This window comes from Pseudomonas sp. VS40, assembly GCF_018587885.1.
GTDB classification, from domain to species: domain Bacteria; phylum Pseudomonadota; class Gammaproteobacteria; order Pseudomonadales; family Pseudomonadaceae; genus Aquipseudomonas; species Aquipseudomonas pergaminensis.
Map to the genome: position 1 here is coordinate 408,655 of NZ_JAGYWD010000005.1, position 23,415 is coordinate 432,069.

At 59.1% G+C, this 23,415-nt stretch carries 17 protein-coding genes; 8 read left to right on the plus strand and 9 right to left on the minus strand.

Going from position 1 to position 23,415, the window contains the following annotated elements; all coding sequences use genetic code 11:
* Positions 1–5: 5 nt before the first annotated feature.
* On the plus strand, positions 6–587 hold the full coding sequence (locus KHP07_RS17540) for a GNAT family N-acetyltransferase (protein WP_099493921.1): 582 nt from the start codon (positions 6–8) through the stop codon (positions 585–587).
* Between the two features lie 56 nt (positions 588–643).
* On the opposite strand, the gene KHP07_RS17545 is transcribed toward KHP07_RS17540, so the two are convergent.
* A complete protein-coding gene (locus tag KHP07_RS17545; protein WP_078048090.1) occupies positions 644–1,552 on the minus strand; it encodes a LysR substrate-binding domain-containing protein in 909 nt (302 codons plus the stop codon).
* 109 nt (positions 1,553–1,661) lie between these two features.
* Here KHP07_RS17545 and KHP07_RS17550 point away from each other — a divergent pair, with 109 nt between their 5' ends.
* Entirely contained in the window at positions 1,662–2,003 is a 342-nt protein-coding gene (locus KHP07_RS17550; protein ID WP_078048091.1) for a hypothetical protein, read from the plus strand.
* Positions 2,004–2,064: 61 nt separating this feature from the next.
* On the opposite strand, the gene KHP07_RS17555 is transcribed toward KHP07_RS17550, so the two are convergent.
* Positions 2,065–2,301 (minus strand): hypothetical protein, encoded by a 237-nt coding sequence (locus tag KHP07_RS17555; protein ID WP_016979714.1) that lies wholly within the window; start codon positions 2,299–2,301, stop codon positions 2,065–2,067.
* Positions 2,302–2,528: 227 nt separating this feature from the next.
* Here KHP07_RS17555 and KHP07_RS17560 point away from each other — a divergent pair, with 227 nt between their 5' ends.
* Positions 2,529–3,086 (plus strand): NADPH-dependent FMN reductase, encoded by a 558-nt coding sequence (locus tag KHP07_RS17560; protein ID WP_214497623.1) that lies wholly within the window; start codon positions 2,529–2,531, stop codon positions 3,084–3,086.
* A gap of 114 nt (positions 3,087–3,200) precedes the next feature.
* On the opposite strand, the gene poxB is transcribed toward KHP07_RS17560, so the two are convergent.
* Positions 3,201–4,925 (minus strand): ubiquinone-dependent pyruvate dehydrogenase, encoded by a 1,725-nt coding sequence (gene poxB, locus KHP07_RS17565; RefSeq protein WP_078048093.1) that lies wholly within the window; start codon positions 4,923–4,925, stop codon positions 3,201–3,203.
* Positions 4,926–5,002: 77 nt separating this feature from the next.
* Positions 5,003–6,235: an NADH:flavin oxidoreductase/NADH oxidase family protein gene (locus KHP07_RS17570; protein WP_214497624.1), complete on the minus strand. Its 1,233-nt coding sequence runs from the start codon at positions 6,233–6,235 to the stop codon at positions 5,003–5,005.
* Between the two features lie 71 nt (positions 6,236–6,306).
* On the opposite strand from KHP07_RS17570, the gene KHP07_RS17575 reads away from it, so the two are divergent.
* Complete coding sequence (locus KHP07_RS17575; protein WP_078048095.1) at positions 6,307–6,711, plus strand: MerR family transcriptional regulator; 405 nt, start codon at positions 6,307–6,309, stop codon at positions 6,709–6,711.
* 40 nt (positions 6,712–6,751) lie between these two features.
* Here the strand turns inward: KHP07_RS17575 and KHP07_RS17580 are convergent, their stop codons facing one another.
* The 4 genes from KHP07_RS17580 to KHP07_RS17595 form a co-directional block, all read right to left on the minus strand.
* On the minus strand, positions 6,752–7,246 hold the full coding sequence (locus KHP07_RS17580; protein WP_048727764.1) for a DUF934 domain-containing protein: 495 nt from the start codon (positions 7,244–7,246) through the stop codon (positions 6,752–6,754).
* Positions 7,230–8,888 (minus strand): nitrite/sulfite reductase, encoded by a 1,659-nt coding sequence (locus KHP07_RS17585; protein ID WP_099493916.1) that lies wholly within the window; start codon positions 8,886–8,888, stop codon positions 7,230–7,232. The genes KHP07_RS17580 and KHP07_RS17585 overlap by 17 nt, the downstream gene beginning before the upstream one ends.
* Before the next feature lie 404 nt (positions 8,889–9,292).
* Positions 9,293–9,511 carry a DUF2970 domain-containing protein gene (locus KHP07_RS17590; RefSeq protein WP_099493915.1) on the minus strand — a complete coding sequence of 73 codons (219 nt, stop codon included), beginning with the start codon at positions 9,509–9,511 and terminating at the stop codon, positions 9,293–9,295.
* A gap of 94 nt (positions 9,512–9,605) precedes the next feature.
* The gene (locus tag KHP07_RS17595; protein ID WP_214497625.1) at positions 9,606–14,453 is read right to left on the minus strand and encodes a dermonecrotic toxin domain-containing protein; all 4,848 of its coding nucleotides are present in this window, start codon (positions 14,451–14,453) and stop codon (positions 9,606–9,608) included.
* Between the two features lie 328 nt (positions 14,454–14,781).
* Here KHP07_RS17595 and KHP07_RS17600 point away from each other — a divergent pair, with 328 nt between their 5' ends.
* Positions 14,782–15,231, plus strand: a complete 450-nt coding sequence (locus KHP07_RS17600; RefSeq protein WP_157806789.1) for an NEL-type E3 ubiquitin ligase domain-containing protein — start codon at positions 14,782–14,784, stop codon at positions 15,229–15,231.
* 97 nt (positions 15,232–15,328) lie between these two features.
* On the opposite strand, the gene metH is transcribed toward KHP07_RS17600, so the two are convergent.
* A complete protein-coding gene (metH, locus tag KHP07_RS17605; protein WP_214497626.1) occupies positions 15,329–19,039 on the minus strand; it encodes a methionine synthase in 3,711 nt (1,236 codons plus the stop codon).
* Between the two features lie 166 nt (positions 19,040–19,205).
* On the opposite strand from metH, the gene KHP07_RS17610 reads away from it, so the two are divergent.
* The 3 genes from KHP07_RS17610 to nfuA all read left to right on the plus strand — a co-directional run bounded on the left by KHP07_RS17610 (position 19,206) and on the right by nfuA (position 23,251).
* Positions 19,206–21,497 (plus strand): fatty acid cis/trans isomerase, encoded by a 2,292-nt coding sequence (locus KHP07_RS17610; RefSeq protein ID WP_214497627.1) that lies wholly within the window; start codon positions 19,206–19,208, stop codon positions 21,495–21,497.
* A gap of 87 nt (positions 21,498–21,584) precedes the next feature.
* Positions 21,585–22,607 carry an acyltransferase family protein gene (locus KHP07_RS17615; RefSeq protein WP_214497628.1) on the plus strand — a complete coding sequence of 341 codons (1,023 nt, stop codon included), beginning with the start codon at positions 21,585–21,587 and terminating at the stop codon, positions 22,605–22,607.
* A gap of 59 nt (positions 22,608–22,666) precedes the next feature.
* Positions 22,667–23,251 carry a Fe-S biogenesis protein NfuA gene (gene nfuA / locus KHP07_RS17620; RefSeq protein ID WP_003173594.1) on the plus strand — a complete coding sequence of 195 codons (585 nt, stop codon included), beginning with the start codon at positions 22,667–22,669 and terminating at the stop codon, positions 23,249–23,251.
* The last annotated feature ends 164 nt before the right edge of the window (positions 23,252–23,415 follow it).

Genomic DNA, 23,415 nt, shown 5'->3' on the forward strand with positions numbered 1-23,415 from the left:
TGTTTATGCAAGCTGTAATGAACCCGAAGTACCCGGGGCTCAGTGTACGGGTCGCCGACGAAGGCTTTGATGCCTACGTGTGGGGTAATGACTTCAGCTTTGAGGTCAGTGCCTACGGTGAGCCGCAGATGGGCAAGCGGGTCGACCAATGGCCTGTGGAGCGCATCCTGCCGTACCGCAAGTGCTATGGCATTGACCCGGAGGAGTTCGCCAGTTTTCGCGACGCACCCGACAGCGCGATCTTCATGGCTTACCTGGACGACCGCCCGGTGGGGCATATCGTGGTCAGCACCAATTGGAACGGTTTTGCCCATGTCGATGAATTGGCCGTCGCCTTGCCCGCCCGGCGTCACGGGGTGGCCAAGGCGTTGCTGGATGTGGCGCAGTTCTGGAGCCGCAAGAAAAACCTGCCCGGCATGATGCTCGAAACCCAGAACAACAACCTCGGCGCCTGTCGCTTGTACGAGCGTTGCGGCTACGTGATGGGCGGCATCGACCACCTGCGCTATCGCGGCATCGATCCGCAGACCCGCGAAGTGGCGATTTTCTGGTATCGGATGTTCAAGACGGAAGTCGATGCGACCTGACGGGTAACCTGCAGGCGCCGGCTTGCCGGCGACAGTCGTCCACGATAACGCAGGGCCTACAACGGTCTTGAGTCGCTGGCCAACAGCCCTTCAGCCTTTTGCGTCACGATCTCCAGCAACGCATTCAACGCCGGGGAGGTCGCGCCGTCCTTGAGGGTCAGCGCATACAGGCTGACCATGATCGGCGGCGACACCGGGCACGCATCCAGCCCGGCCTCGCGCGCGCCAAACGCGGTGAACGGGTCGACCACCGCCAGGCCTTCTCCCGCCTCTACCATGCTGCGCATCATCTGATAGGTCTGCACGCGCGTTTGCACCACCGGCAGTGGGCGCAAGGCTTGCAGCTTGGCGTCCAGCAGGCGGCTGAGCGGGTCCTGGCCCTCCAGGCCGATCATCGATTGGCCCGCCAGGTCCTGCAGTGCAATGTACTTCTGCTTGGGCTTGAGCCAGCCATGGGGCGCCAGCAGTTGCAGTTTGCCCTGGGCCAGCACACGGCTGTGGATCTGCGGGTGTTCCGGGTCATGCAGGCTCAATCCCACATCGGCTTCGTGCAGCAGCAGGCTCCTGACGATCTCGCGGGTCGGTTGGCTGGACAGGTTGCAGGGGGTGTCCTGGAAGCGTCGGCGCAGCACTGCGATGCTTTGCGGCAACAGTTGATTGGCCAGGGGCGGCGTACAGAGCGCGCGCAGGGTCGGGGCATGATGGTTTTTCAAACGGCTGGCCAGGCGTTGCACCGGCTCCAGTGCCTCGTACACATGGGCGATTTCTGCCTGCAACTCCAGGGTTTCCCGGGTGGCCTGCAGGCGCCCGCGCACGCTGGCGAACAACATAAAACCCAATTGCGCCTCGGCCTCCTTGAGCGCCGCCTCCACATCGCCCACAGGGAGTTGCAACCACTCGGCGGCCAGGCCTGGGTGTCCGGTCTGCAAGATGGCCTGAATCACTTCGATATGACGTAAACGCATCGCCGGAGTCTATGTGCAGCGGCCCGGGGATTCAATAGAATGGCTGCGCTGATCATCAACGACCAAAGCCGGCTACCGGCGTTAACAACAAAAACAGGTCTGGTCTCATATGCCTCTTCCCTCGATCCTCGGGGTAACGGCCAAGCAACTGCTGGTCCTGGTGACCGTGGGGTGCGTGGCTGCTTATCTCGTCAACACGCAAAACGAAACCCCGCCGGAAAACCTGGCACTTGAAGCGTTTATCCGTTCCCAGGAACAGGTCGTCGAACAAGTGGGCGCGGTGCTAGGGCTTGAATTGGTCAGGCAGGTGGTTGCGCATCCCGGCTATAACACCGTGGGCTACCAACGTTCGATGTATGCCGTCGAAGGCGAGCGGGGGCGGTTGATGGTGACGCTGAAGAAGACAGAAGGGGAGCCGGTGATTGAAGTCACCGAGATTCGCCGGCCGTGATCACCCCAGCCCAGTCAACGCCATCAATGGCCAGGACTGAGCAGGTGGATAGGGCGGGATCTTATGACGCGAGAGTGGTTTGCGACTCGCGCACAAGAATAGTGCCCGATTGGATCAACTTGAATTCGTCGCCTTCCAGTTTCTCTACACGATCGCCAATGGCCAGCTTGTAGGTGGTGGTAGGTGCCGAGCCAGCCAGGTCGCCTTGCGCCGGGTTGGATTCCTGGAACTCATGCACCGAATACACGCGTCCTTCTGCGTCTCTGGCATGAAACTGTCCGACTAGTACTGCTGCCATCTGTTTAGAACCTCTGGAGATAAACACTCGATTTGCGGTTCTGTAGACCGTCATGGAGCGGGGTAGTTTACTTACGGAATAAAAATACTATTCGCTGATCTTTTCAGATGATTCCTACGCATCACGCTGCGAAGCAAACAGCCTGGGGATTATCAAAACCCGCTGGTGAACACGCCGCGAAGACTCTATAACTACAAGCTCCTTTAGTCAGACGTCGGGAAACCCCAATGAGCAAGGTCTACACCGTAGCCGTCCTGGTTGGCAGCTTGAGAAAAGACTCGATCAACCGCAAGGTCGCGCTGGCATTGGCCGAATTGGCCCCTGCCAACCTGAAGTTGAGCATTGTGGAAATTGGCGACTTGCCGCTCTACAACGAAGACATTGACGGTGCGACACCGCCGGCAGCCTACAGTACTTTCCGTCAACACGTGAGCTCATCCGACGCGGTGTTGTTCGTGACCCCGGAATACAACCGCTCTGTCCCGGCGCCGCTGAAGAACGCCATCGACGTCGGGTCACGTCCCTACGGCAAGAGCGCCTGGAGCGGCAAGCCAGGCGCGATCATCAGCGTGTCGCCGGGTGCGATTGGTGGGTTTGGCGCCAACCATCACCTGCGCCAGTCGCTGGTGTTCCTTGATGTGTGGTGTATGCAGCAGCCAGAAGCTTACCTGGGGGGCGCGGGCAACGTGTTTGACGACGCCGGCAACGTGTCGGAAAAGACCAAGCCGTTTCTGCAGGCGTTCATTGATGCCTACGGTAAATGGGTGGGAAAACAGCACGCTTGATTTGCAACGAGATCAAATTGTGGGAGCGGGCTTGCTCGCGAAAGCGGAGCGTCAGTCGATGTATTTATCAACTGACAGCTTGCATTCGCGAGCAAGCCCGCTCCCACATTGGGGTCAGCGCAACCAGTTGGTGCGCGCCAGTTCGATCACTTCATCGCCACGGCCGCTCATCACCGCCTTGAGCATGTACAGGCTGAACCCCTTGGCCTGCTCCAGCTTGATGGTCGGCGGCATCACCAGTTCCTGGGTGGCGGTGACCACGTCTACCAGCACCGGGCCGTCATGGGCCAGGGCGCGGCGCAGGGCCGGTTCCAGGTCTTCGGATTGCTCCACGCGGATGCCGAGGATACCCATGGCGTTGGACATGGCGGCGAAGTCCGGGTTTTTCAGCTCGGTGCCAGCATCCAGGTAACCTGCGGCTTTCATTTCCATGGCGACAAAACCCAGCGACGAGTTATCGAACACGATGACTTTCACCGGCAGATTCAGCTGCGCCAGTGAGATGAAATCCCCCATCAACATGGCAAAGCCGCCGTCACCGGACATCGAGATCACCTGGCGATCCGGGAAAGCCGCCTGCGCACCAATCGCTTGGGGCATGGCGTTGGCCATCGAACCGTGGTTGAACGAACCGATCAGGCGGCGCTTGCCATTCATCTTCAAATAGCGCGCCGCCCACACGGTCGGCGAACCCACGTCAGCGGTGAAGATGGCATCGTCATCCGCCAACTCGCTGAGCAGGCGCGCGACGTATTGCGGGTGGATCGGCCGATTGGCCTTCGACGGTTGAGCCAGGTCGTCCAGCCCTTGACGGGCCTTTTCGTAATGCTTCAAGGAGGTTTCGAGAAAGCTGCGATCGGTCTTGCGCGTCAAGCGCGGCAACAGGGCGCCGATGGTTTCACTGACATCCGCGGCAATGCCCAGGTCCAGCGTGGCGCGACGGCCCAGGGCCTGGGGGTTGCGGTCAACCTGGATGATCTTGGCGTCGGTGGGGTAAAACTGGCGGTAGGGAAAGTCTGTGCCGAGCATGATCAACGTGTCGCAGTCGAGCATGGCGTGGTACCCGGAGCTGAAGCCGATCAGGCCGGTCATGCCCACGTCGAACGGATTGTCCCACTCCACATGTTCTTTGCCGCGCAGGGCGTGGACCACGGGAGCGCCGAGGGTGTCGGCCAGGGCCACCACTTGATCATGGGCGCCGGCGCAACCGCTGCCGCACAGCAGGGTGACTTTCTGACTGCTTTCAAGGATCTCGGTGAGGCGTTGCAGGTCCGGGTCGGCGGGCAGCGTGCGCGGTGCGTGCAGGGCTGGCCAGGGCTTGAGCTTGTCCTCGACTTCCAGCAGCGACACGTCGCCCGGAATCACCACCACCGCCACACCACGATTGAGGATCGCCGAGCGCATGGCGCGGTGCAGCACATGAGGCATCTGCTCGGGGTTGGTCACCAGCTCGATAAAGTGGCTGCACTCCTTGAACAGTTCCTGTGGATGGGTTTCCTGGAAGTAGTTGAGGCCGATCTCCGAAGACGGGATCTGCGCGGCAATCGCCAGCACCGGCACATGGTTGCGATGGCAGTCGAACAGGCCATTGATCAAGTGCAGGTTGCCTGGCCCGCAACTGCCGGCGCACACAGTCAACTCACCCGTGGCGGCCGCCTCGGCACCCGCAGCGAATGCCGCCACTTCTTCGTGACGCACATGCATCCACTCGATGCTGTCCATGGTGCGCAGGGCGTCGGTGAGGCCATTGAGGCTGTCACCGGTCAGGCCCCAGATGCGCTTGATGCCCGCCTGTTCAAGGGTGGTCGCCAATTGTTGGGCCAGGTTGATTTTCGCCATGAAGAACTCCAATCGTCAGTGAGGTTAAAAACTGCTGATCAATAGGGGACAGTTCGATCACGGCGGATGTTCATCCTTTAATGTGAAGATTGCGTCATGGCTGCCCGGTACTGCCGGGTACGCCGCGCCAGAAACCATTGGTCACGCACCAACGCCATGCACGGCGCAACATTGGCTTTGGGCAAATGGCCGCGGCTGAGGCGGCGCATCTGGTAGCGCACCACCGCGAGGATGGCGAGGGAGGCCAGGGGTTTGCGCTTCCAGTCGATGGGCTTGAGTTGCGGGTTGGGGTCGCGGCCTTCGCGCCAGTGCTGGATCAGTTGCGGCTCCAGGGTCAGGGCCGTGGCGATCCCGGCCATGGCGACGCCGCTGTCCAGCACCTGTTGCACGATGGGCAGGCGGCGAATGCCGCCGGTGACCATCACCGGCATCTTGGCGATGGTCGCCAGTTGGCTGGCGAACTCCAGGAAGTACGCCTCACGTGCCAGGGTGCGACCGTCACGTGCTTCACCTTGCATGGCCGGCGCTTCGTAACTGCCACCGGATAACTCCAGCAGGTCGATGGGCAACGGGTTGAGCATTTCGACCACGGCGAGTGCGTCGGCTTCTGCAAAGCCGCCCCGTTGGAAGTCGGCAGAGTTTAGTTTGACGGCGACACAAAACGACGGGCTGACGTTAGCGCGCACTGCACGAATCACTTCCAGCAACATCCGCGCGCGGTTCTCCAGGGAACCGCCCCAGCGGTCGGTGCGCTGATTGCTCAGCGGTGAAAGGAACTGGCTGAGCAAGTAGCCATGGGCACCGTGGATCTGCACGCCGGTAAACCCGGCTTGCTCGGCCAGGCGTGCGCTGGTGGCGAAGCGCTGGATCACGTCCTGGATGTCGTCTTCGGTCATGGCCTTGGGCGTGGCAAACATCTTCGAAAAACCGCCCAGGTCGAGCGCCACGGCGGACGGTGCAATGGCCTGCTGGCGCAGGTTGGCCGGCGTCTGGCGACCTGGGTGGCTGAGTTGTACCCAGAAGTGCACGCCGTTGTCGCGCGCCACGTCGGCCCACTCGCGAAAGCTCGCCAGGTGCTGCTCATCCTCAAGCGCCACGCCGCCGGGGCCGGTCATGGCGCGGCGGTCGACCATCACGTTGCCGGTGATCAACAAGCCGGGCTCGCCCTGCGCCCAGGCCTTGTACAACTGCTTCAATTCGCGCGACGGCGCCTGATTCCCATCGGCCATATTTTCTTCCATCGCGGCCTTGGCGATGCGGTTGGAGAGGACTTGACCATTGGGCAATGGCAGGGCTTCAAAGGGTGACATGGGTTGACTCCTGAGCGGGGGAGGCCTCAGGCTAAGCTTAAAGTTAACTTTAATGTCAAGCAGGGGCGGTGATGAATATTGGTGAGCTGGCAAAGCAGAGTGGATTAGCGGCTTCGCGGATCCGCTTTTATGAGGCCGAGGGGCTGATCAGCCAGGTGGGGCGCCAGGCCAATGGTTACCGACGATATGCGCCGCAGGCTCTGCAAACCCTGCAACTGATCCAGAGCGCGCAACAGGCAGGCTTTACCTTGCAGGAACTCAAGGCACTGATGCCGGCGCCGGGCGAGCACAAACGCGAAGAGTTGATCGAGGCATTGGAGCGCAAGGTCGCGCAGATCGAAGAGATGCAAGCGCAGTTGGCCCACAGCAAGGCGCAATTGCTGGGAGTGATCGAAGCGGTACGGGCGCAGCCGGAAGGTGTGCCCTGCAGCATGGGGCAAAAGCAGGTGCTGGCGTCGATCAAACTCGAGCCGTAAAAAAGCCCTGGCATGCCAGGGCTTTTTCATACGGCAATACTCAGCGACGACGGAACAGCGGCAGTGGTTCATCCGTGGCGGCCTGGTACGTCACCGAGAAGTCCTTGAGGCTTTCCAGCGCTTCGTACGGGTCTTTGTCGGCGCGCAGGGCGAAGGCATCGAAGCCGCAGCGGCGCAAGTAGAACAACTGGTCGCGCAGCACGTCACCAATCGCGCGCAGCTCGCCTTTGTAACCGTAACGGTCACGTAGTAGGCGTGCGTTGGAGTAGTTGCGGCCGTCGGTGAAGGCCGGGAAGTTCAGGGCGATGACCTGGAAGTGTTCCACGTCGTCACCGATCTCTTCGGCTTCTTCATCGGCGTCCAGCCACACGCCCAGGCCGCCGTCGCGGGCCTTGAGGGCGTGGCCGTGTTCGCGCCACAGGGCCAACGGCACGATCAGGTCGTCGCAGTTGGAGATACCGTCGAAGCTCGCGTCCTTGGGCAGCAGGTGCCAGGTTTCATCGAGGACTTCGTTGTTCTTAATGATTCGCTGCATAGACGCGCTCCTTGAACAGGTCGATGCCGATGCGCTGGTAGGTGTCGATGAAACGCTCATCTTCGGTGCGCTGTTCGATGTACACATCGATCAGCTTGCCGATCACCTCGGGCATGGCTTCCTGGGCAAAGGACGGGCCAAGGATCTTGCCCAGGCTCGCATCGCGGCTGGCGCTGCCACCCAGGGACACTTGGTAGAATTCTTCGCCTTTCTTGTCCACGCCCAGGATGCCGATGTGGCCGACGTGGTGGTGACCACAGGCGTTCATGCAACCGGAAATGTTCAGGTCCAGCTCGCCGATGTCGAACAGGTAATCCAGGTCGTCGAAACGGCGCTGGATCGATTCGGCGATCGGGATCGACTTGGCGTTGGCCAGGGAGCAGAAATCGCCGCCCGGGCAGCAGATGATGTCGGTCAGCAGGCCGATGTTTGGCGTGGCGAATCCGCCTTCGCGCAACTCGCCCCACAGGGTGAACAGTTGGCTCTGCTCAACGTCCGCGAGAATGATGTTCTGCTCGTGGGAAGTGCGCAGTTGACCGAAGCTATAGCGGTCGGCCAGGTCGGCGACGGCGTCCAGCTGCTTGTCGGTGATATCGCCCGGTGCAACACCGGTAGGTTTCAGCGACAGGGTCACCGCGACATAACCCGGCTTCTTGTGCGCCAGGGTGTTGCGGCCACGCCAGCGAGCGAAACCCGGGTGCTCCTTGTCCAGCGCTGCCAACTCGGTGTCCTGATTGCCCAGGGCCTTGTACTCAGGGTCGACGAAGTGCTTGGCGACGCGGTGCACTTCGGCTTCGGTCAGGGTGGTCTGGCCGCCGCGCAGGTGTTCCATCTCGGCGTCGACCTTCTGGGCAAACACCTCAGGGGTCAGCGCTTTGACCAGGATCTTGATCCGGGCCTTGTATTTGTTGTCACGACGGCCATAGCGGTTGTAGACCCGAAGGATGGCGTCGAGGTAGCTCAACAGGTCCTGCCACGGCAGGAACTCATTGATAAAGGCACCGACCACCGGCGTACGGCCGAGGCCGCCACCTACCAGTACGCGAAAGCCCAGCTCGCCGGCGGCGTTGTGCACCGGCTCCAGGCCGATATCGTGCACTTCGATGGCGGCGCGGTCCGAGGTCGAGCCATTGACGGCGATCTTGAACTTGCGCGGCAAGTAGGCGAACTCAGGGTGGAAGGTGGTCCACTGACGGATGATTTCGCACCAGGGGCGTGGGTCGATCAGCTCGTCGGCGGCAACACCGGCGAATTGGTCGGTGGTCACGTTGCGCAGGCAGTTGCCGCTGGTCTGAATGGCGTGCATCTGCACGGTGGCCAGTTCAGCCAGGATGTCCGGCACATCTTCCAGCGCCGGCCAGTTGAACTGTATGTTCTGGCGGGTACTGATGTGGGCATAGCCTTTGTCGAAGTCGCGGGCAATCTTGGCCATCATGCGCATCTGGCGCGAAGTCAGTTGGCCATAGGGCACGGCCACCCGCAGCATCGGCGCAAAGCGCTGAACATAAAGGCCATTTTGCAGGCGCAGAGGGCGGAACTCTTCTTCGCTCAGTTCACCTGCTAGGTAGCGTCGGGTCTGATCACGGAACTGCTTGACGCGGTCCTCGATGATGCGCTGATCGTATTCGTCGTATACGTACATATAGGTCCTGTTCTCGGCAAATCTGCGCGCACGGCCGCGCACTCCCAACGGAGCCGGCGCACGATACCAGTTTGCGTTTATGCGCAAAAGTGATGTTTGAGTATATGCAAATAACCAAATTGACTAATGAGAACGGTTATCGCGATACCCACATTTGTCATGCGGGCAATCGTCGACTTTACTGTGATCGTGTCTGAACGTTATCACCTATAAAACCGACAAGAGGCGATGCGATGAGCAATTCGACAAAAGCCCGTAAACCCGACAGTACCGTGGACGCCTGGGCCATTCTGTTCTTGATAATCCTGGTGGTTGGGACTGCCGTGTTCTGGGTCAGCCACCAGTAGTCATAGAGACGGACCCCTGTAGGCGCTGGCTTGCCAGCGCCTACAGTCAGGTTGGGTTCACACGCCGGCCAAGTGCAATACCAGTTGCACGATGCCAAACAGCGTCAGCGCAAACACCACCGTAAACAAAATTCCCAGGATCACAAAGTGGCTGGGCTTGCCGTGGGTGAAATCCCGCGCGCGGTTCTTGCCGCTTTGCACGCCAAACGCGGCGGCCATGACGCTGTGGAGCATCTGCCAGAAGCTCGGCGGTTTGTTGTCGATTGGATCGTCCATACAGCCCTCGTCAGCAAGATCATGCTACAGAGCATAGACAATCTGTCATCCAGCACCTCATCGTTCACCCACGAAGCGCGCCCCAACTTAGCCTCTATAATTGCGCCAGCTTGAAAAACAAATCGTTATCCAGCGGCGCTTTGATCACGGCTCTTTCCAGGTGAATCACTTCACGGTTATTCGCTCGCGCCCGTTCGATCAATTCTTTGAGTGTGTAGGGCCGATCCTCTACGGTCTTCAAATGGCCGAAGGTACTTTGCTGGACGGGGGTGTCGACGGAGGGGTAATGGAAGTGGGCGTACCACAAAATGGTTTCCTCGTACGGTTTGCCTTGCGCAATTTTACTTTTATCGCGCACGGTATATTCGTCGAGGAAGTCGCCTGCCTTCAGTGGGACGCGACGTTTAGACAAGTTTATATCGACGCACTTGTTTTTCCACAGGTAGTCAACTTTGAACGCTTGAGGACGCTGCTTCAGGTAGCCTTTACTGCGCGCCTCAACGGCCAACGTTTTTAAGGCATTCGACTCGGCACGGTAATCGTTGATCAGTTCAGTGGCCTTTGAGGCGGTGCTGTGTTCGCGTTGAATTTCATCGGCCAATGCGTCCATCTTGTTCGCGTGCTGGGTCAGCATGTCGTCCCAGTCCAATGGGGTTACGTCTTCGCGTTCCGAGGGGGTTTCCAGCTTTTTCTGTTGGGCGCGTATCGTGTGCTCAATCCCCGCTTTTTGAGCGATCAGGGTGCGTGCATCGCCTGTTATCTTTTTCAACGAACGTGTGACCTTTGGTTTGGGCGGTTCGACCGGCGCGGCCGTGACAACCTTGACCCATACCCCTTCACTGGCGTGTTCGTGGTAGGTGGCAATGGGTTGGTCGGTGATAGGGTCTTTGATATCGACAAAATTGCCGGGTGCGTCAGGCTGACTGGGGCGTAACTCACCAATCAGGTGTTGATTGTCGCGGGTTTTGATTACTCTGCGGTTGGCGTTTTTGGGGCGTTTGGCTTTTTTGGGCTCTGGCAAGGGGGCGATTGCTTCTTCGGCCCGGATCAAATCGGCTAACTGTTTTTCTGCGTTCGAACGCATTTCGCTGAAGAGATCCAGAAGCGGCGCTCGATACTGCTCGCGCAGCAACCGGGATTTCATTTCAGCTAACGAGTTAACTGCATTTTCCATTCGCTCAAGCATGTGAAGCAAATTGCCGAGCATGGCAATTTGATCGGACGGTGAATAGCCGCTGACCGAATTGACTTCCTTATAATAAGTGAGGATTTTGACGGCGGCATTGCGGTCCATAAGTTCGCTGCCAAAGTGTCGCTCCGCGGGAATGTCCGTTTCAATCGCACGATTGATGATCAACTCATTCAGCGTTAAAAATTGGTAAAATATTACGCGCGCTTTGGACATGTCATACGACGTTGGCAAATAACTCTCAAATCTCTCACGCAGCGGCCCTGAGTCCTCCAGCGTGTATTCGATTATTTCTGCGCTTAGTAACATGCCCTCGAAACACTCCAATCGTAGCGTCGCGCTTTCGATTAAATCATCGTAGCTATCTGTATCCCTTTTGAGCAGTTCGCTATCGATGCGGAGTAAGTATTCAGGATAGCTTTCCCCCATCGGGCTGCTTAAGGTGAGATTGATGTAGTCATTATCGAAGTCATAAGATGACACGTTAAACTGGAAATTATACTCAATCATCCGATCTTGTATGTCTTTATAGTCCACGGCCGTCCTGTCCATGTCTATTAGTCTGCTGGCCTTTACTGAAACCTGCGTGCACTCCATTGCAAATAAAGCCGCCTTTTCCTTATAGATATCGACTGTGACTGCCCAGTGGCGTTGGGCAAGTCTCATGTCCTGTTGCCTTTGTAGATGGCGTTCTCTGATTCTGGGAATCAGTTCGGGAAGTAGTTGGGGATTCTTGTACCTTTCCAAATCCTCTCGCACTAAGCGCATGCTGGTTTTCATTTGAGCCCCGGCAGTGCGCGCTGCATCATAAAGCTGTTGGGTAGTGGCATACTTTTGTGCCGCATCTAGACTAAAGGTTTGCAATTCCGAACGCAGTTGATCCAGATTTTCTTGGCGTTTTGTCTTCCATTCCGTTATTCGCCCTCTAGGCATGCCACCCTCCAACCGTGCCTGACGGTCCAGCCGCCATTTTCCCAGGTCGTCGCGGGTCAGTTTGAAGCCCGGATGGTGTGTACGCTGTGGGTCAACCAGGTAAACATCGCCGAAACCCGGCACCACGCTGACTTGGAACAGCAGGCCGCCGACACTGGCGTGCCAGGCATCGCCGATACGGTATAGCCCCTTGAGGCGGCCACTCGTTTCTGGCGGCGGCAAGGACGATGGCCACGGCACATGCACGGCGAGCAAAGCTTTCAGCAAGTTGGCGCCCGCCTTGGGGCTGGCAATCGAGCGGGTGAATTCCAATGCGGTATGGCCTCTCGCTGGAGGCTCTCCCGGCAACGCCACGGTGCCCTGTCGAACCTGAGCGACTCCCGGTTGAGCGGGCATGCCTGCAATACGGCGCAACGGCTTAAGGTGCAGAAGGTGATCGTGTTCCTCCAGCTTCGGCAAAGGTTTTGCGGCTCTTTCAGAGGGGGTGGTGCCATGCATCAGCACCATTGCGATATTAAGTAGCAGGTCGATCAGTGCCAACTCGCGGCGGGTGGGTTCATCACTGTCAAGGCCCTCCAAGTCCTCTTGCAGGCTGCTGACCAGTACCAGGAACCAACCCGCCAACATTAAGGCCCCCCGCGCCAGCGGTAACAGCAGGGTGTTAAACAACAGCCAGGCCCCCTCCATCATGACGGCCCAGCGGCTTTCGCTGTTGGACACAGACGCTCTATCCGCCACGTCAACCAGGGCGCGGGCGGTACTGCCGAACAAATGGTTGAGCAACTTACCGTTGACTTGCGACTGTAACCATTCTTGCGCCCCTTCATCGATGGACAGCGTCGCGGGGGCAGGCTTTTCGCGGGTAACGAACTCATCGCCGGGCAGGAATCTGATGATGTGCGGCTCCTTGATCCCGCCGTGGTCGTAGACCGCACGCGCTTTGTCGCTCAGCCAGGTCAGTACGCTGGTTTGCAAGGCGCCTGGGCTGGCGAGTGCGTCCAGCAAGGCCTGACGCGTCGAGTATTGATGAAGGGCTTCGTCGTATAACGGGCGATACAGCAGGTGCGGTCCTTGATGACTGTCGCGGGGCTCGATCACGAAGAAATTGTTAACGATATCGGGTGGGGCACCGGCTTTTCGGCACAGGCCCAGGGGGCGCAGGACGATCTCCTGACCGTCGACGACTCTGTCGGCGGGTGTATAGCCCATCAATGCTTTTACATACCGATAGCCGGTGGTGGTCACGCCGTATTGCTGCCTGATCGCATACTCCAATGCCTGTATCGGCAGCTTGACCTTGAGCTCGCGGGTAAACAACCGCTCCCGGCGGCGTGCTTCGGCGGTGTCAGACAGCAACATCTCCTTGATCTTCTGTGGATAGTGGGTGCCGATGTCGACGCGCTGGATCAGGCCGGCGCTACCCAGCAAGTAGGTCTCGTTGAGCCAGTCCGGCAGAGCCTTGGTGCCTTTCGCAGAGAGCGTAAGCGTTCCTTTGGGCTTACCGGCGAGATTCTTCACGGCCAGCTCCGTCAGTGACATCTGTACATGCTCGATAAAGCCAGAACCGCCTGGGTAGCCTGCGGCCACTGCAAAGTCCAATATCACATCGTCGGGATCAAAATCAGCATGATCGGCCTGCATTTGTTTGCGCAGTGCGTCGCGACTGAAGCCGTGGATAGTCTCAATACCCTCGTTGAACGAACGGCCCTGCTTCTGTTTCACCACTAGCGCCATATCCTGCAAGTGGCGCAGGTAGGCAAAGCGGTCATCGGCAGTCGCTTGCGCGAGGTGTTCGGGAAGCTGATCGTTGATCGTTTGCAGCTGCGTGGCAGGCGGCACAGGCACAGTGGTGAAATGCAAGGCTGGATCCGTGAGCGTATCCAGAGTGAGGGTCAGTGCCTCTTCACTTTGACCCTGGAATGACAGCGCCGCCAGGTCTTCCAGTTGCTGATTGAGGATAAGTCCGGCCTGGCGTTCAAATACATTGTCTTCAGGCTCGTTGCGTCGCCAGGTCACGCTGTCGCACTGGAACTGGCGCTGCATTCGACTGCCCCAGCTTTCACCAAAGGCGTCAATCGAATCAAACGGCTCGATGACGCCGGCCACGCTGTACAGCAGCACCTGCTTGTCGCGAACCAGCAACAGGTCGGGCGTGAGCAGGCATTCTTCTTTCCCATCTTTGGATAGCGTGGTTTCAATGCAATAGACATAGGTGATGGGCGTGGAACGCGGCAGACGCTCCAGAAGTTCTGGCCAGGTGGCAGTGACGGTCAGCATGTCCCGTTGTAGGTCGGTCAGGCCTGAGTGGCCTGCTGCTGTGGCAGTCATCTGGCCGTTGAGATACTCGCCCAGCCATTGCCAGCGGCTTTGTCCATGGCTGTCGATTGCGCTCCAATAGTCGGCCAGGGCTTGCTGGAAATAGAGGTAGAGCGATTCGGGCAACTCGTCGATGATTTGCGCAATGACCTGCATATCAATTGGAGGGGGGGCAGAAGGCTCGAGGGTCGTGGGTATTTGCTGCGTAAGGTAAAAGGGCAGCTCCCGGCGCGAGCGCAAATCCAGCAGTTGCGGGTTCACGACATGCGCGATAGCGATGTTTATCAGCAGTGGGTAGGTATAACTGCCGGAGGGCGTAGGGCTCGCCAGCCTGGTCGTGAGAAGGTCCAGTTCCAGAGTCCGGTAACGCTCCATGATACGGTCGCGCAGGGTATTGAATACTACCGAGAACAAAGAGGGGCGGGAGGAGAAGCGCTTATGGATTGCCTGGGCGGGTATCTGGCTGGAAGCAGCGGGTGATGGGGGGAGGGTGGCGGTGGGCATGGCTAAATCCTTTTTCCTGTAGATCCCGGTATTGCTTGGCTGCCGGGTCAGCAGATCGATAATCGGTCTGCGACAGGAAATCGTATTTTTTTGCAGTGAATGCGGTAAGGCGCTACCGCAACGGGCCCTGGGTGCTTAGCCCGTGACAACAGTGCACCGCTTTGAAGTGCATCGGGGGTGGTTTTCTGAAGCTTATTCTTAACGCATCAGGAGTCTGTTTACGCAAATACGTCGCCTGAAACTGGCAAGCGCCAAACTGACAGCCACAGAGTTAAATGGGTTGCTGAGTCAGTTTACTGGGGACGGCCGTATATTGCTGGAGGTCGAGGTGTATGAGTTCAATGCCCTGCGCGAGGTGGACCCCACTCACAAGTGCCGCGCCCTGCTGAAACTGTCCAGGGGGTTATTCCGTCTGGCTCAGTTGGAAGCGATCGCCCTCGAACGCACTCGGCTCAACCCCCACATCGACCCTGCGGAAATTCGCCTGGCCTACCGCGTCGGCTTAGCCCAGCGGCTGGAACTGCCGAGGCAGCCCCAAGGCATGATTTATGAACATCTGTCTGGGGTGAAAACAACGGACCTGGACGTGGCCTATCAAAAGATTCTTGAACTGGAGCAGACACCTGCATTCTGCGAGCAACTGACTGCGCGCCCGTACTGGAAAGAGTACTTGCAGGAGAAATATCCCGACGACTTCGCGACGCGGCAACACATCCGTCAAGACAAGGCCTCGGCATTGGAAGATCAATACCCCGGGTTTAGCCCGGAGTACTTCTAGGAAATTGGCGTCCTGGATAAGGCCAACGAGGCCGAGCAGCAGGCATTGATGAATGAACTGTCAGCGCGGGAAATCGCCGCGCTGGGTAGTTAGCCGATCAGTTGTCATACCCCAGGTTCGGCGCCAGCCACCGCTCGGTCACGCTGAGGTCCTGGCCCTTGCGCGCGGTGTAGCTGGTCACCTGGTCCTTGTCGACCTTGCCCACGGCAAAATACTGCGCCTGCGGGTGGGCGAAGTACCAGCCGCTGACCGCCGCTGCCGGGAACATCGCGTAGTGTTCGGTGAGGAACACGCCACTGCGACCGGCGTGCATTTCGCGGGCCTCGGGGTCGAGCAGTTGGAACAACTGGGCTTTCTCGGTGTGATCCGGGCACGCCGGGTAGCCTGGGGCAGGGCGGATGCCGCTGTACTGCTCCTTGATCAGCGCCTCGTTGTCCAGTTGCTCGTCCTTGGCGTAGCCCCAGTGTTCTTTACGCACTTGTTGGTGCAGCCACTCGGCGCAGGCCTCGGCCAGGCGGTCGGCCAGGGCCTTGACCATGATCGAGTTGTAGTCGTCGCCGGCGTCCTGGTAGGCCTTGGCGACTTCTTCGGCGCCGATGCCGGCGGTGGTGATGAAGCCACCGATGTAGTCGGTTACGCCGCTGTCCTTGGGTGCGACGAAGTCCGCCAGGGAGAAGTTCGGCTTGCCGTCGGTCTTGATGATCTGCTGGCGCAGGTGATGCAGCCGCGCAATCGGCTGGCCATCGTCGCCGTAGACTTCCAGGTCATCGTCCTGCACCTGGTTGGTCGGCCAGAAGCCGAACACGGCACGGGCGCTGATGAGCTTTTCGTCGATCAGCTTCTTGAGCATTTCCTGGGCATCGGCGTACAGCGCAGTGGCGGCTTCACCGACCACTTCGTCTTCGAGGATGCGCGGGAACTTGCCCGCCAGGTCCCAGGAGATAAAGAACGGCGTCCAGTCGATGTATTTGGCCAGCACCTTGAGGTCGATATTGTCCAGCACCTTGGCGCCGGTAAAGGTCGGCACCACCGGGGTGTAGGTGCTCCAGTCGAACTGCGGCTTCTTGGCGATGGCCGCCGGGTAGCTCAGGCGCTCGGTGCGCGCGCTACGGTTGGAGGTGCGCTCACGCACTTCCACGTACTCTTCGCGGGTACGCTCGACAAAGCCGGCCTTGAGCTCCTTGGACAGCAGTTGCGTGGCCACACCCACCGCGCGCGAGGCGTCGGTGACATACACCACGGCATCATTGCTGTACTTGGGCTCGATCTTCACCGCCGTGTGCGCCTTGGACGTGGTGGCGCCACCGATCATCAGCGGCAGGTAGAAATCCTGGCGCTGCATCTCGCGGGCCACATGCACCATCTCGTCGAGGGACGGCGTGATCAGGCCGGACAACCCGATGATGTCGCACTTCTGCTCCTTGGCCACCTGCAGGATCTTCTCCGCCGGCACCATTACGCCCAAGTCGACGATGTCATAGCCGTTGCAACCCAGTACCACGCCGACAATGTTCTTGCCGATATCGTGCACGTCGCCCTTCACCGTGGCCATCAGGATCTTGCCCTTGGCTTCCGGTTTGTCGCCTTTTTCCAGCTCGATGAACGGGATCAAGTGGGCCACGGCCTGTTTCATCACTCGGGCGGATTTCACCACTTGGGGCAGGAACATTTTGCCGGCGCCGAACAAGTCGCCGACGATGTTCATGCCGGACATCAGCGGGCCTTCGATCACTTCGATCGGGCGCGCGAACGACAGGCGCGATTCCTCGGTGTCTTCAACGATGTGGGTGGTGATGCCTTTGACCAGTGCGTGTTCAAGGCGCTTGTTGACGTCCCAGCCACGCCATTCCTCGGTCTCGGCTTCCTTGACGCTGCCGTCACCCTTGTACTTGTCGGCAATGGCGAGGAGGGCATCGGTGCCTTCCGGGGTGCGGTTGAGCACCACGTCTTCCACGGCGTCGCGCAGCTCGGTCGGGATCTGGTCGTAGATCTCCAACTGGCCAGCGTTGACGATACCCATGGTCAAGCCGTTGCGGATCGCATACAGCAGGAACACCGAGTGGATCGCCTCGCGCACCGGGTTGTTGCCCCGGAACGAGAACGACACGTTGGACACGCCGCCGGAGGTCAGCGCATACGGCAGTTCGTCACGGATATAGGCGCAGGCATTGATGAAGTCGACGGCGTAGTTGTTGTGCTCCTCGATACCGGTGGCGACCGCGAAGATGTTCGGGTCGAAGATGATGTCTTCCGGTGGGAAGCCTACTTCGTTGACCAGGATGTCGTAGGAGCGTTTGCAGATTTCTTTCTTGCGCGCCTCGGTGTCGGCCTGGCCGGCTTCGTCGAACGCCATTACCACCACCGCAGCGCCGTAGCGCTTGCACAGCTTGGCGTGGTGGATGAACTGCTCGACGCCTTCCTTCATGCTGATGGAGTTGACGATGCCCTTGCCCTGGATGCACTTCAGGCCAGCTTCGATCACGTCCCACTTGGAGGAGTCGATCATGATCGGTACGCGGGAGATATCAGGCTCGCCGGCAATCAGATTGAGGAAGGTCACCATGGCCTTCTTCGAATCGAGCATGCCCTCGTCCATGTTGATGTCGATCACCTGGGCGCCGGCTTCCACCTGCTGCAAGGCGACTTCCAGGGCTTCGGTGTAGTTGTCCTCGCGGATCAGGCGGGCGAACTTGGCCGAGCCGGTGATGTTGGTGCGCTCACCGACGTTGACGAACAACGAGCTGCGATCGATGGTGAAGGGTTCGAGGCCCGACAGGCGGCAAGCCTTCGGGATATCCGGGATCTGGCGCGGTGCGTAACCGGCCACGGCCTTGGCGATGGCCTCGATGTGGCCCGGCGTGGTACCGCAGCAACCGCCGACAATGTTGAGAAAGCCGCTCTGGGCAAACTCTTCGATGACCTTGGCGGTTTGTGACGGCAGCTCATCGTATTCACCGAATTCGTTGGGCAGGCCGGCGTTCGGGTGCGCAGAAACGTGGGTGTTGGCCTTGTTCGACAACTCTTCCAGGTACGGCCGCAGCTCGCTGGCGCCCAGGGCGCAGTTGAGGCCCACGGAAATCGGCTTGGCGTGGGCCACGGAGTTCCAGAACGCTTCGGTGGTCTGGCCCGACAACGTGCGGCCGGAGGCGTCGGTGATGGTGCCGGAGATCATGATCGGCAGTTCGATGTTCAGCGCTTCGAACACCCCTTGCACGGCGAAGATCGCGGCCTTGGCGTTGAGGGTGTCGAAGATGGTCTCGATCAGGATCAGGTCCGCGCCGCCCTCGATCAAACCTTTGGTGGCTTCGGTGTAGTTTTCCACCAGCTCATCGAAGGTCACGTTGCGGTAGCCGGGGTTGTTCACGTCTGGCGACAGCGAGCAGGTGCGGCTGGTCGGGCCGAGCACGCCGGCGACGAAACGCGGCTTGGCCGGGTTTTCGGCGGTCTTGGCGTCGGCGATCTTGCGCGCCAGGCGTGCGCCTTCTACGTTTAGTTCATAGGCCAGTTCTTCCATGCCGTAATCGGCCATGGAAATGCGCGTGGCGTTGAACGTGTTGGTTTCGAGGATGTCGGCGCCAGCATCCAAGTAGGCTTTTTCGATGCCGCCGATCACGTCGGGCCGGGTGATCACCAGCAGGTCATTGTTACCCTTGACGTCGCTTGGCCAGTCGGCGAAGCGTTTGCCACGGTAGTCCTGCTCTTCCAGTTTATAGCTCTGGATCATCGTGCCCATACCGCCGTCGAGGATCAGGATACGTTCCTTGAGGGCTTGATGAAGGGCTTGCAGACGAACGCTACGATCGGACATGGGACTACTCTGGTCAGGCATTACGGAGGGCGTGGATCATAGCAAACCTGTGCCGATTTAGAGCATGTGCAGGTTTTGCATGAATATCGTTCATGTTGTTGTGGGGGATGGCCCGGTAGAATCACCGGCAATTTTTCAGCGCACGCATTGAATCGGGACCGGATACATGTCACTTCGCCTCATCACCAGCGCCGTCCTGGCACTGGTCGCCTGCCTCGCACAGGCTGACGGACCCGCCCCGGCGATTTCGTATACCCGCGACATTCAACCGATCTTCACCGAAAAATGCGTGGCCTGCCACGCCTGCTACGACTCCGCCTGCCAGCTCAACCTGGGCAGTGCCGAGGGCGCGGCGCGCGGTGCCAGCAAAATGCCGGTGTACGACGGCGAACGCAGCCAGGCCACGCCGACCACCCGCTTGTTTTATGACGCTTTTGGCAAGCAAGCCTGGCAGCAGAAAGGCTTCTATTCGGTACTGGACGCCCAAGGCAGCCAGGCCGCCCTGATGGCGCGTATGCTGGAACTGGGCCACAACGCACCGCTGCAACCCAATGCCAAGTTGCCCGACGACATTGTGCTGGGCCTGAACCGCGAAAACATGTGCGCCATGCCCGGCGAGTTCAATGCCTACGCGGGTGCCCATCCCAAGGAAGGCATGCCGCTGGCGGTCACGGGACTGACCGACCAGCAGTACCAGACCCTGCAACGCTGGCTCGCGTCGGGTGCGCCAATCGATGAACAAGGCCTGGCCCCCAGCGCCCGGGAAGCCCTGCAAGTGCAGCAGTGGGAGAACCTGTTCAACCAGCCCGGCGCCCGCGAAAGCCTGGTGGCGCGCTGGTTGTTCGAGCATTTGTTCCTTGCCCACATTTACTTCGAGAATGGCGAGCCGGGGCATTTCTTCCAGTGGGTGCGTTCGCGTACGCCGAGCGGCCAACCCATCGACCTGATCGCCACGCGCCGTCCCAATGATGATCCGGGCACCCAGGTGTACTACCGCCTATGGCCGGTGCAGGGCGTGATTGTGCATAAGACCCACATTACGTACCCATTCAGTGCCGACAAGATGGCGCGCATCAAAGCGCTGTTCTACGCCGGTGACTGGCAGGTCAACGCCTTGCCGGGCTACGGCCCTGGCCGGCGCGCCAACCCCTTTGAAACCTTCGAGGCCATCCCGGCCAAGGCGCGTTACCAGTTCATGTTGGATAACGCCGAGTACTTTGTGCGCACCTTTATTCGCGGGCCGGTTTGCCGTGGGCAGATCGCCACGGACGTGATCCGCGATAACTTCTGGACCCTGTTCCAGGACCCGGACCACGACCTGTACATCACCGACGCGCGCTATCGCGGCCAGGCCACGCCCTTGCTGGCCATGCCGGGGCAGAACGATGACGTGGGCAGTGTGCTCAGCCTGTGGCTGGCCTACCGCGACAAACGCAATGAATACGAGGCCCTGCGCCGTGACAGTTACGCCGACCTGCCGCCACCGAGTTGGTCGAGCCTGTGGGCGGGCAATGACAATGCCTTGCTGAGCATTTTCCGCCACTTCGACAGCGCCTCGGTGACCAAAGGGCTGATTGGCGAGGTGCCGCAGACGATGTGGCTGTTTGACTACCCGTTGCTGGAGCGCACGTATTACCAGTTGGCGGTGAATTTTGATGTGTTTGGCAACGTGTCGCACCAGGCCCAGACCCGGTTGTACTTCGACTTGATCCGCAATGGCGCCGAGCAGAACTTTCTACGCTTGATGCCGGCCGATTCGCGCGAAGGTTTTATGGATGACTGGTACCAGAACAGTGGCAAGCTCAAGCTGTGGCTGGATTACGAGGCTATCGATGACGACAAACCTACTGGGCTGCACCTGGACGAAAACGATCCGAAGCGCGATTTTGCCAATCAGCTGCTCAGCCGTTACGGCGATTTGAACGCCAGTCCGGATCCGATCAATCGCTGTAGCGGTGCTTATTGCTCGCGTGACGGTGTTGATCCGGCCTTGCAGGATGCGGAGCAGGCGCTAAGTCGCTTGACCTCACGGCCGGCTGCTGGGCTCAAGGTGATCGATCAATTGCCTGAAGCGACCATGCTGCGGGTTGAAACCGCCAACGGCAAACGCGTGGTCTACAGCATGTTGCGCAACCGCGCCCACAGTAATGTGGCGTTTCTCTTGGGTGAGGCTTATCGCTACCAGCCAGGGCTGGATACGGTGACGATTTATCCGGGTGTGCTGAGTAGCTACCCGAACTTCATGTTCAATATTCCGGCCCAGGAAGTGCCTGAGTTCGTGGCTGAAATGGAGCAGGCCAAGGATGCCAAGCGTTTCGAGAAGATTGTGGATCGCTGGGGAGTGCGACGCAGTCATCCGTTGTTCTGGCAGTACTTTCACGATTTATCGCAGTACATCCGCGAAACCCTGCCGGTGGAAGAAGGGGTATTGGACATGAACCGCTATGAAAACCTATAACTAAGGGCAGTGATCCAGTCATCTCTCTGAGCGGGTGCTGAAGCGGTCGGATATCTATCTTGCGGGAGTGGAGCAGGTATTCCGATCATGTTGATTTCAGTACAGGCGCTACGGGCGCTGGCGGCGTGGGTGGTGGTGGGGCATCACTTCATGGGGACGTTTTTCGATTATGAGGCACATAACCCTCTGGAGTTCGTGTTCGCCGATAAGGGCGGTATAGGGGTCGACGTATTCTTTGTCATCAGCGGCCTTGTGATTTTCCTGGCGACCGCTGACAAGTCATTGACACCCAGGCAATTCATACTGATGCGAGTGGCCAGGATAGTTCCAGCGTACTGGTTCTATACCCTGGTCACGGCTGTCGTCATCGCGGTCGTCCCCTCGATGTTTCCAGATGATCATCTCGAACTGGGTCATGCGCTCATGTCGCTGTTGTTTCTCTGCGCTGAAAACCCAGGGGGCTATGGGGTCTACCCGCTGCTGAATGTCGGCTGGACCCTGAACTTCGAGATGCTGTTCTATGCCCTGTTTGCCATCGCCTTAATGGTTCCCCCGTCATATCGGTTGTGGGTGGTGGCGGTGCTACTGTTTCTCGTGTGCTACATCGGTCCTGGGCTCGACTTGACCAGCGACTTTTATCGTCAGGACATGGTTTTTGAATTCCTGATGGGCGTTGTGATCGGCATGCTGTACCGCCGCGGCCTGTTTCGGGCCAGGGCATGGCTGCCGTTGTTGGGAATCGTGGTGGCTTGTGCGGCGATTTACCAGGGGGCCGATATACCGCGCGTGCTGGAGTGGGGGGTGCCCAGCGCGATGTTGGTGATGAGTTTTGTGATGCTGGAGCCTTTCTTTCAAGGCTCTCGCTTTATGAAGATGCTCGGTGATTGTTCCTATTCGGTGTATTTGCTCCACGACCTGGTGCTGTGTGCTGGACGATGGGTTGTCGGACACACTGGAATAAGCCCCTACTTGATATTGCCTGTTTGCATCGTACTGACCGCATCTGGCGCCTTTTACAGCTATCACTGGCTGGAAAAGGGTGCATACCTCAGGCTCAAGCGTTGGTTTGGCGTGGAGGCTCCGATTGTCCTTTCCCGACAAAAATACTAGGACTTTGTACCAACGTAATATTTTGGCGTAAACTGCCGACAAGCCTGTGAGGAGTTTCCATGACTGCCATAACCATTACCGACGCCGCCCACGATTACTTGGCTGACCTGCTGTCCAAGCAGAACACCCCAGGTATCGGCATCCGCGTCTTTATCACCCAGCCCGGCACCCAATACGCTGAAACGTGCATTGCCTACTGCAAGCCAGGGGAAGAGAAGCCTGAGGACACCGCCCTGGGGCTCAAAAGCTTCACCGCGTACATCGATGCCTTCAGCGAAGCCTTCCTTGACGACGCTGTAGTCGACTACGCCACCGACCGCATGGGCGGCCAGTTGACCATCAAGGCGCCAAACGCCAAGGTGCCGAACGTCAACGCTGACAGCCCGGTCAACGAGCGCATCAACTATTACCTGCAAACCGAGATCAATCCTGGGCTGGCCAGCCACGGTGGTCAGGTCAGTCTGATCGACGTGGTCGAAGACGGCATTGCCGTGCTCAAGTTCGGCGGCGGCTGCCAGGGCTGTGGCCAGGCGGACGTGACTTTGCGTGAAGGCATCGAGCGTACCTTGCTTGAGCGCATTCCGGAGCTCAAGGGTGTACGTGACGTGACCGACCACACGCAGAAAGAAAACGCCTACTACTGAGTAAGGTGTTCACTGCGAACAGAAAAACGGCGCCCCGTGAGCGCCGTTTTTTTATGCTTTAAATTCAGCGTCTTACGCCGTCTATCTAACGCTGAAGATTAACTGTAGGAGCCGGCTTGCCGGCGATAGCGGCGTGTCAGTCAACAGAGTCGGCAGCAGATACG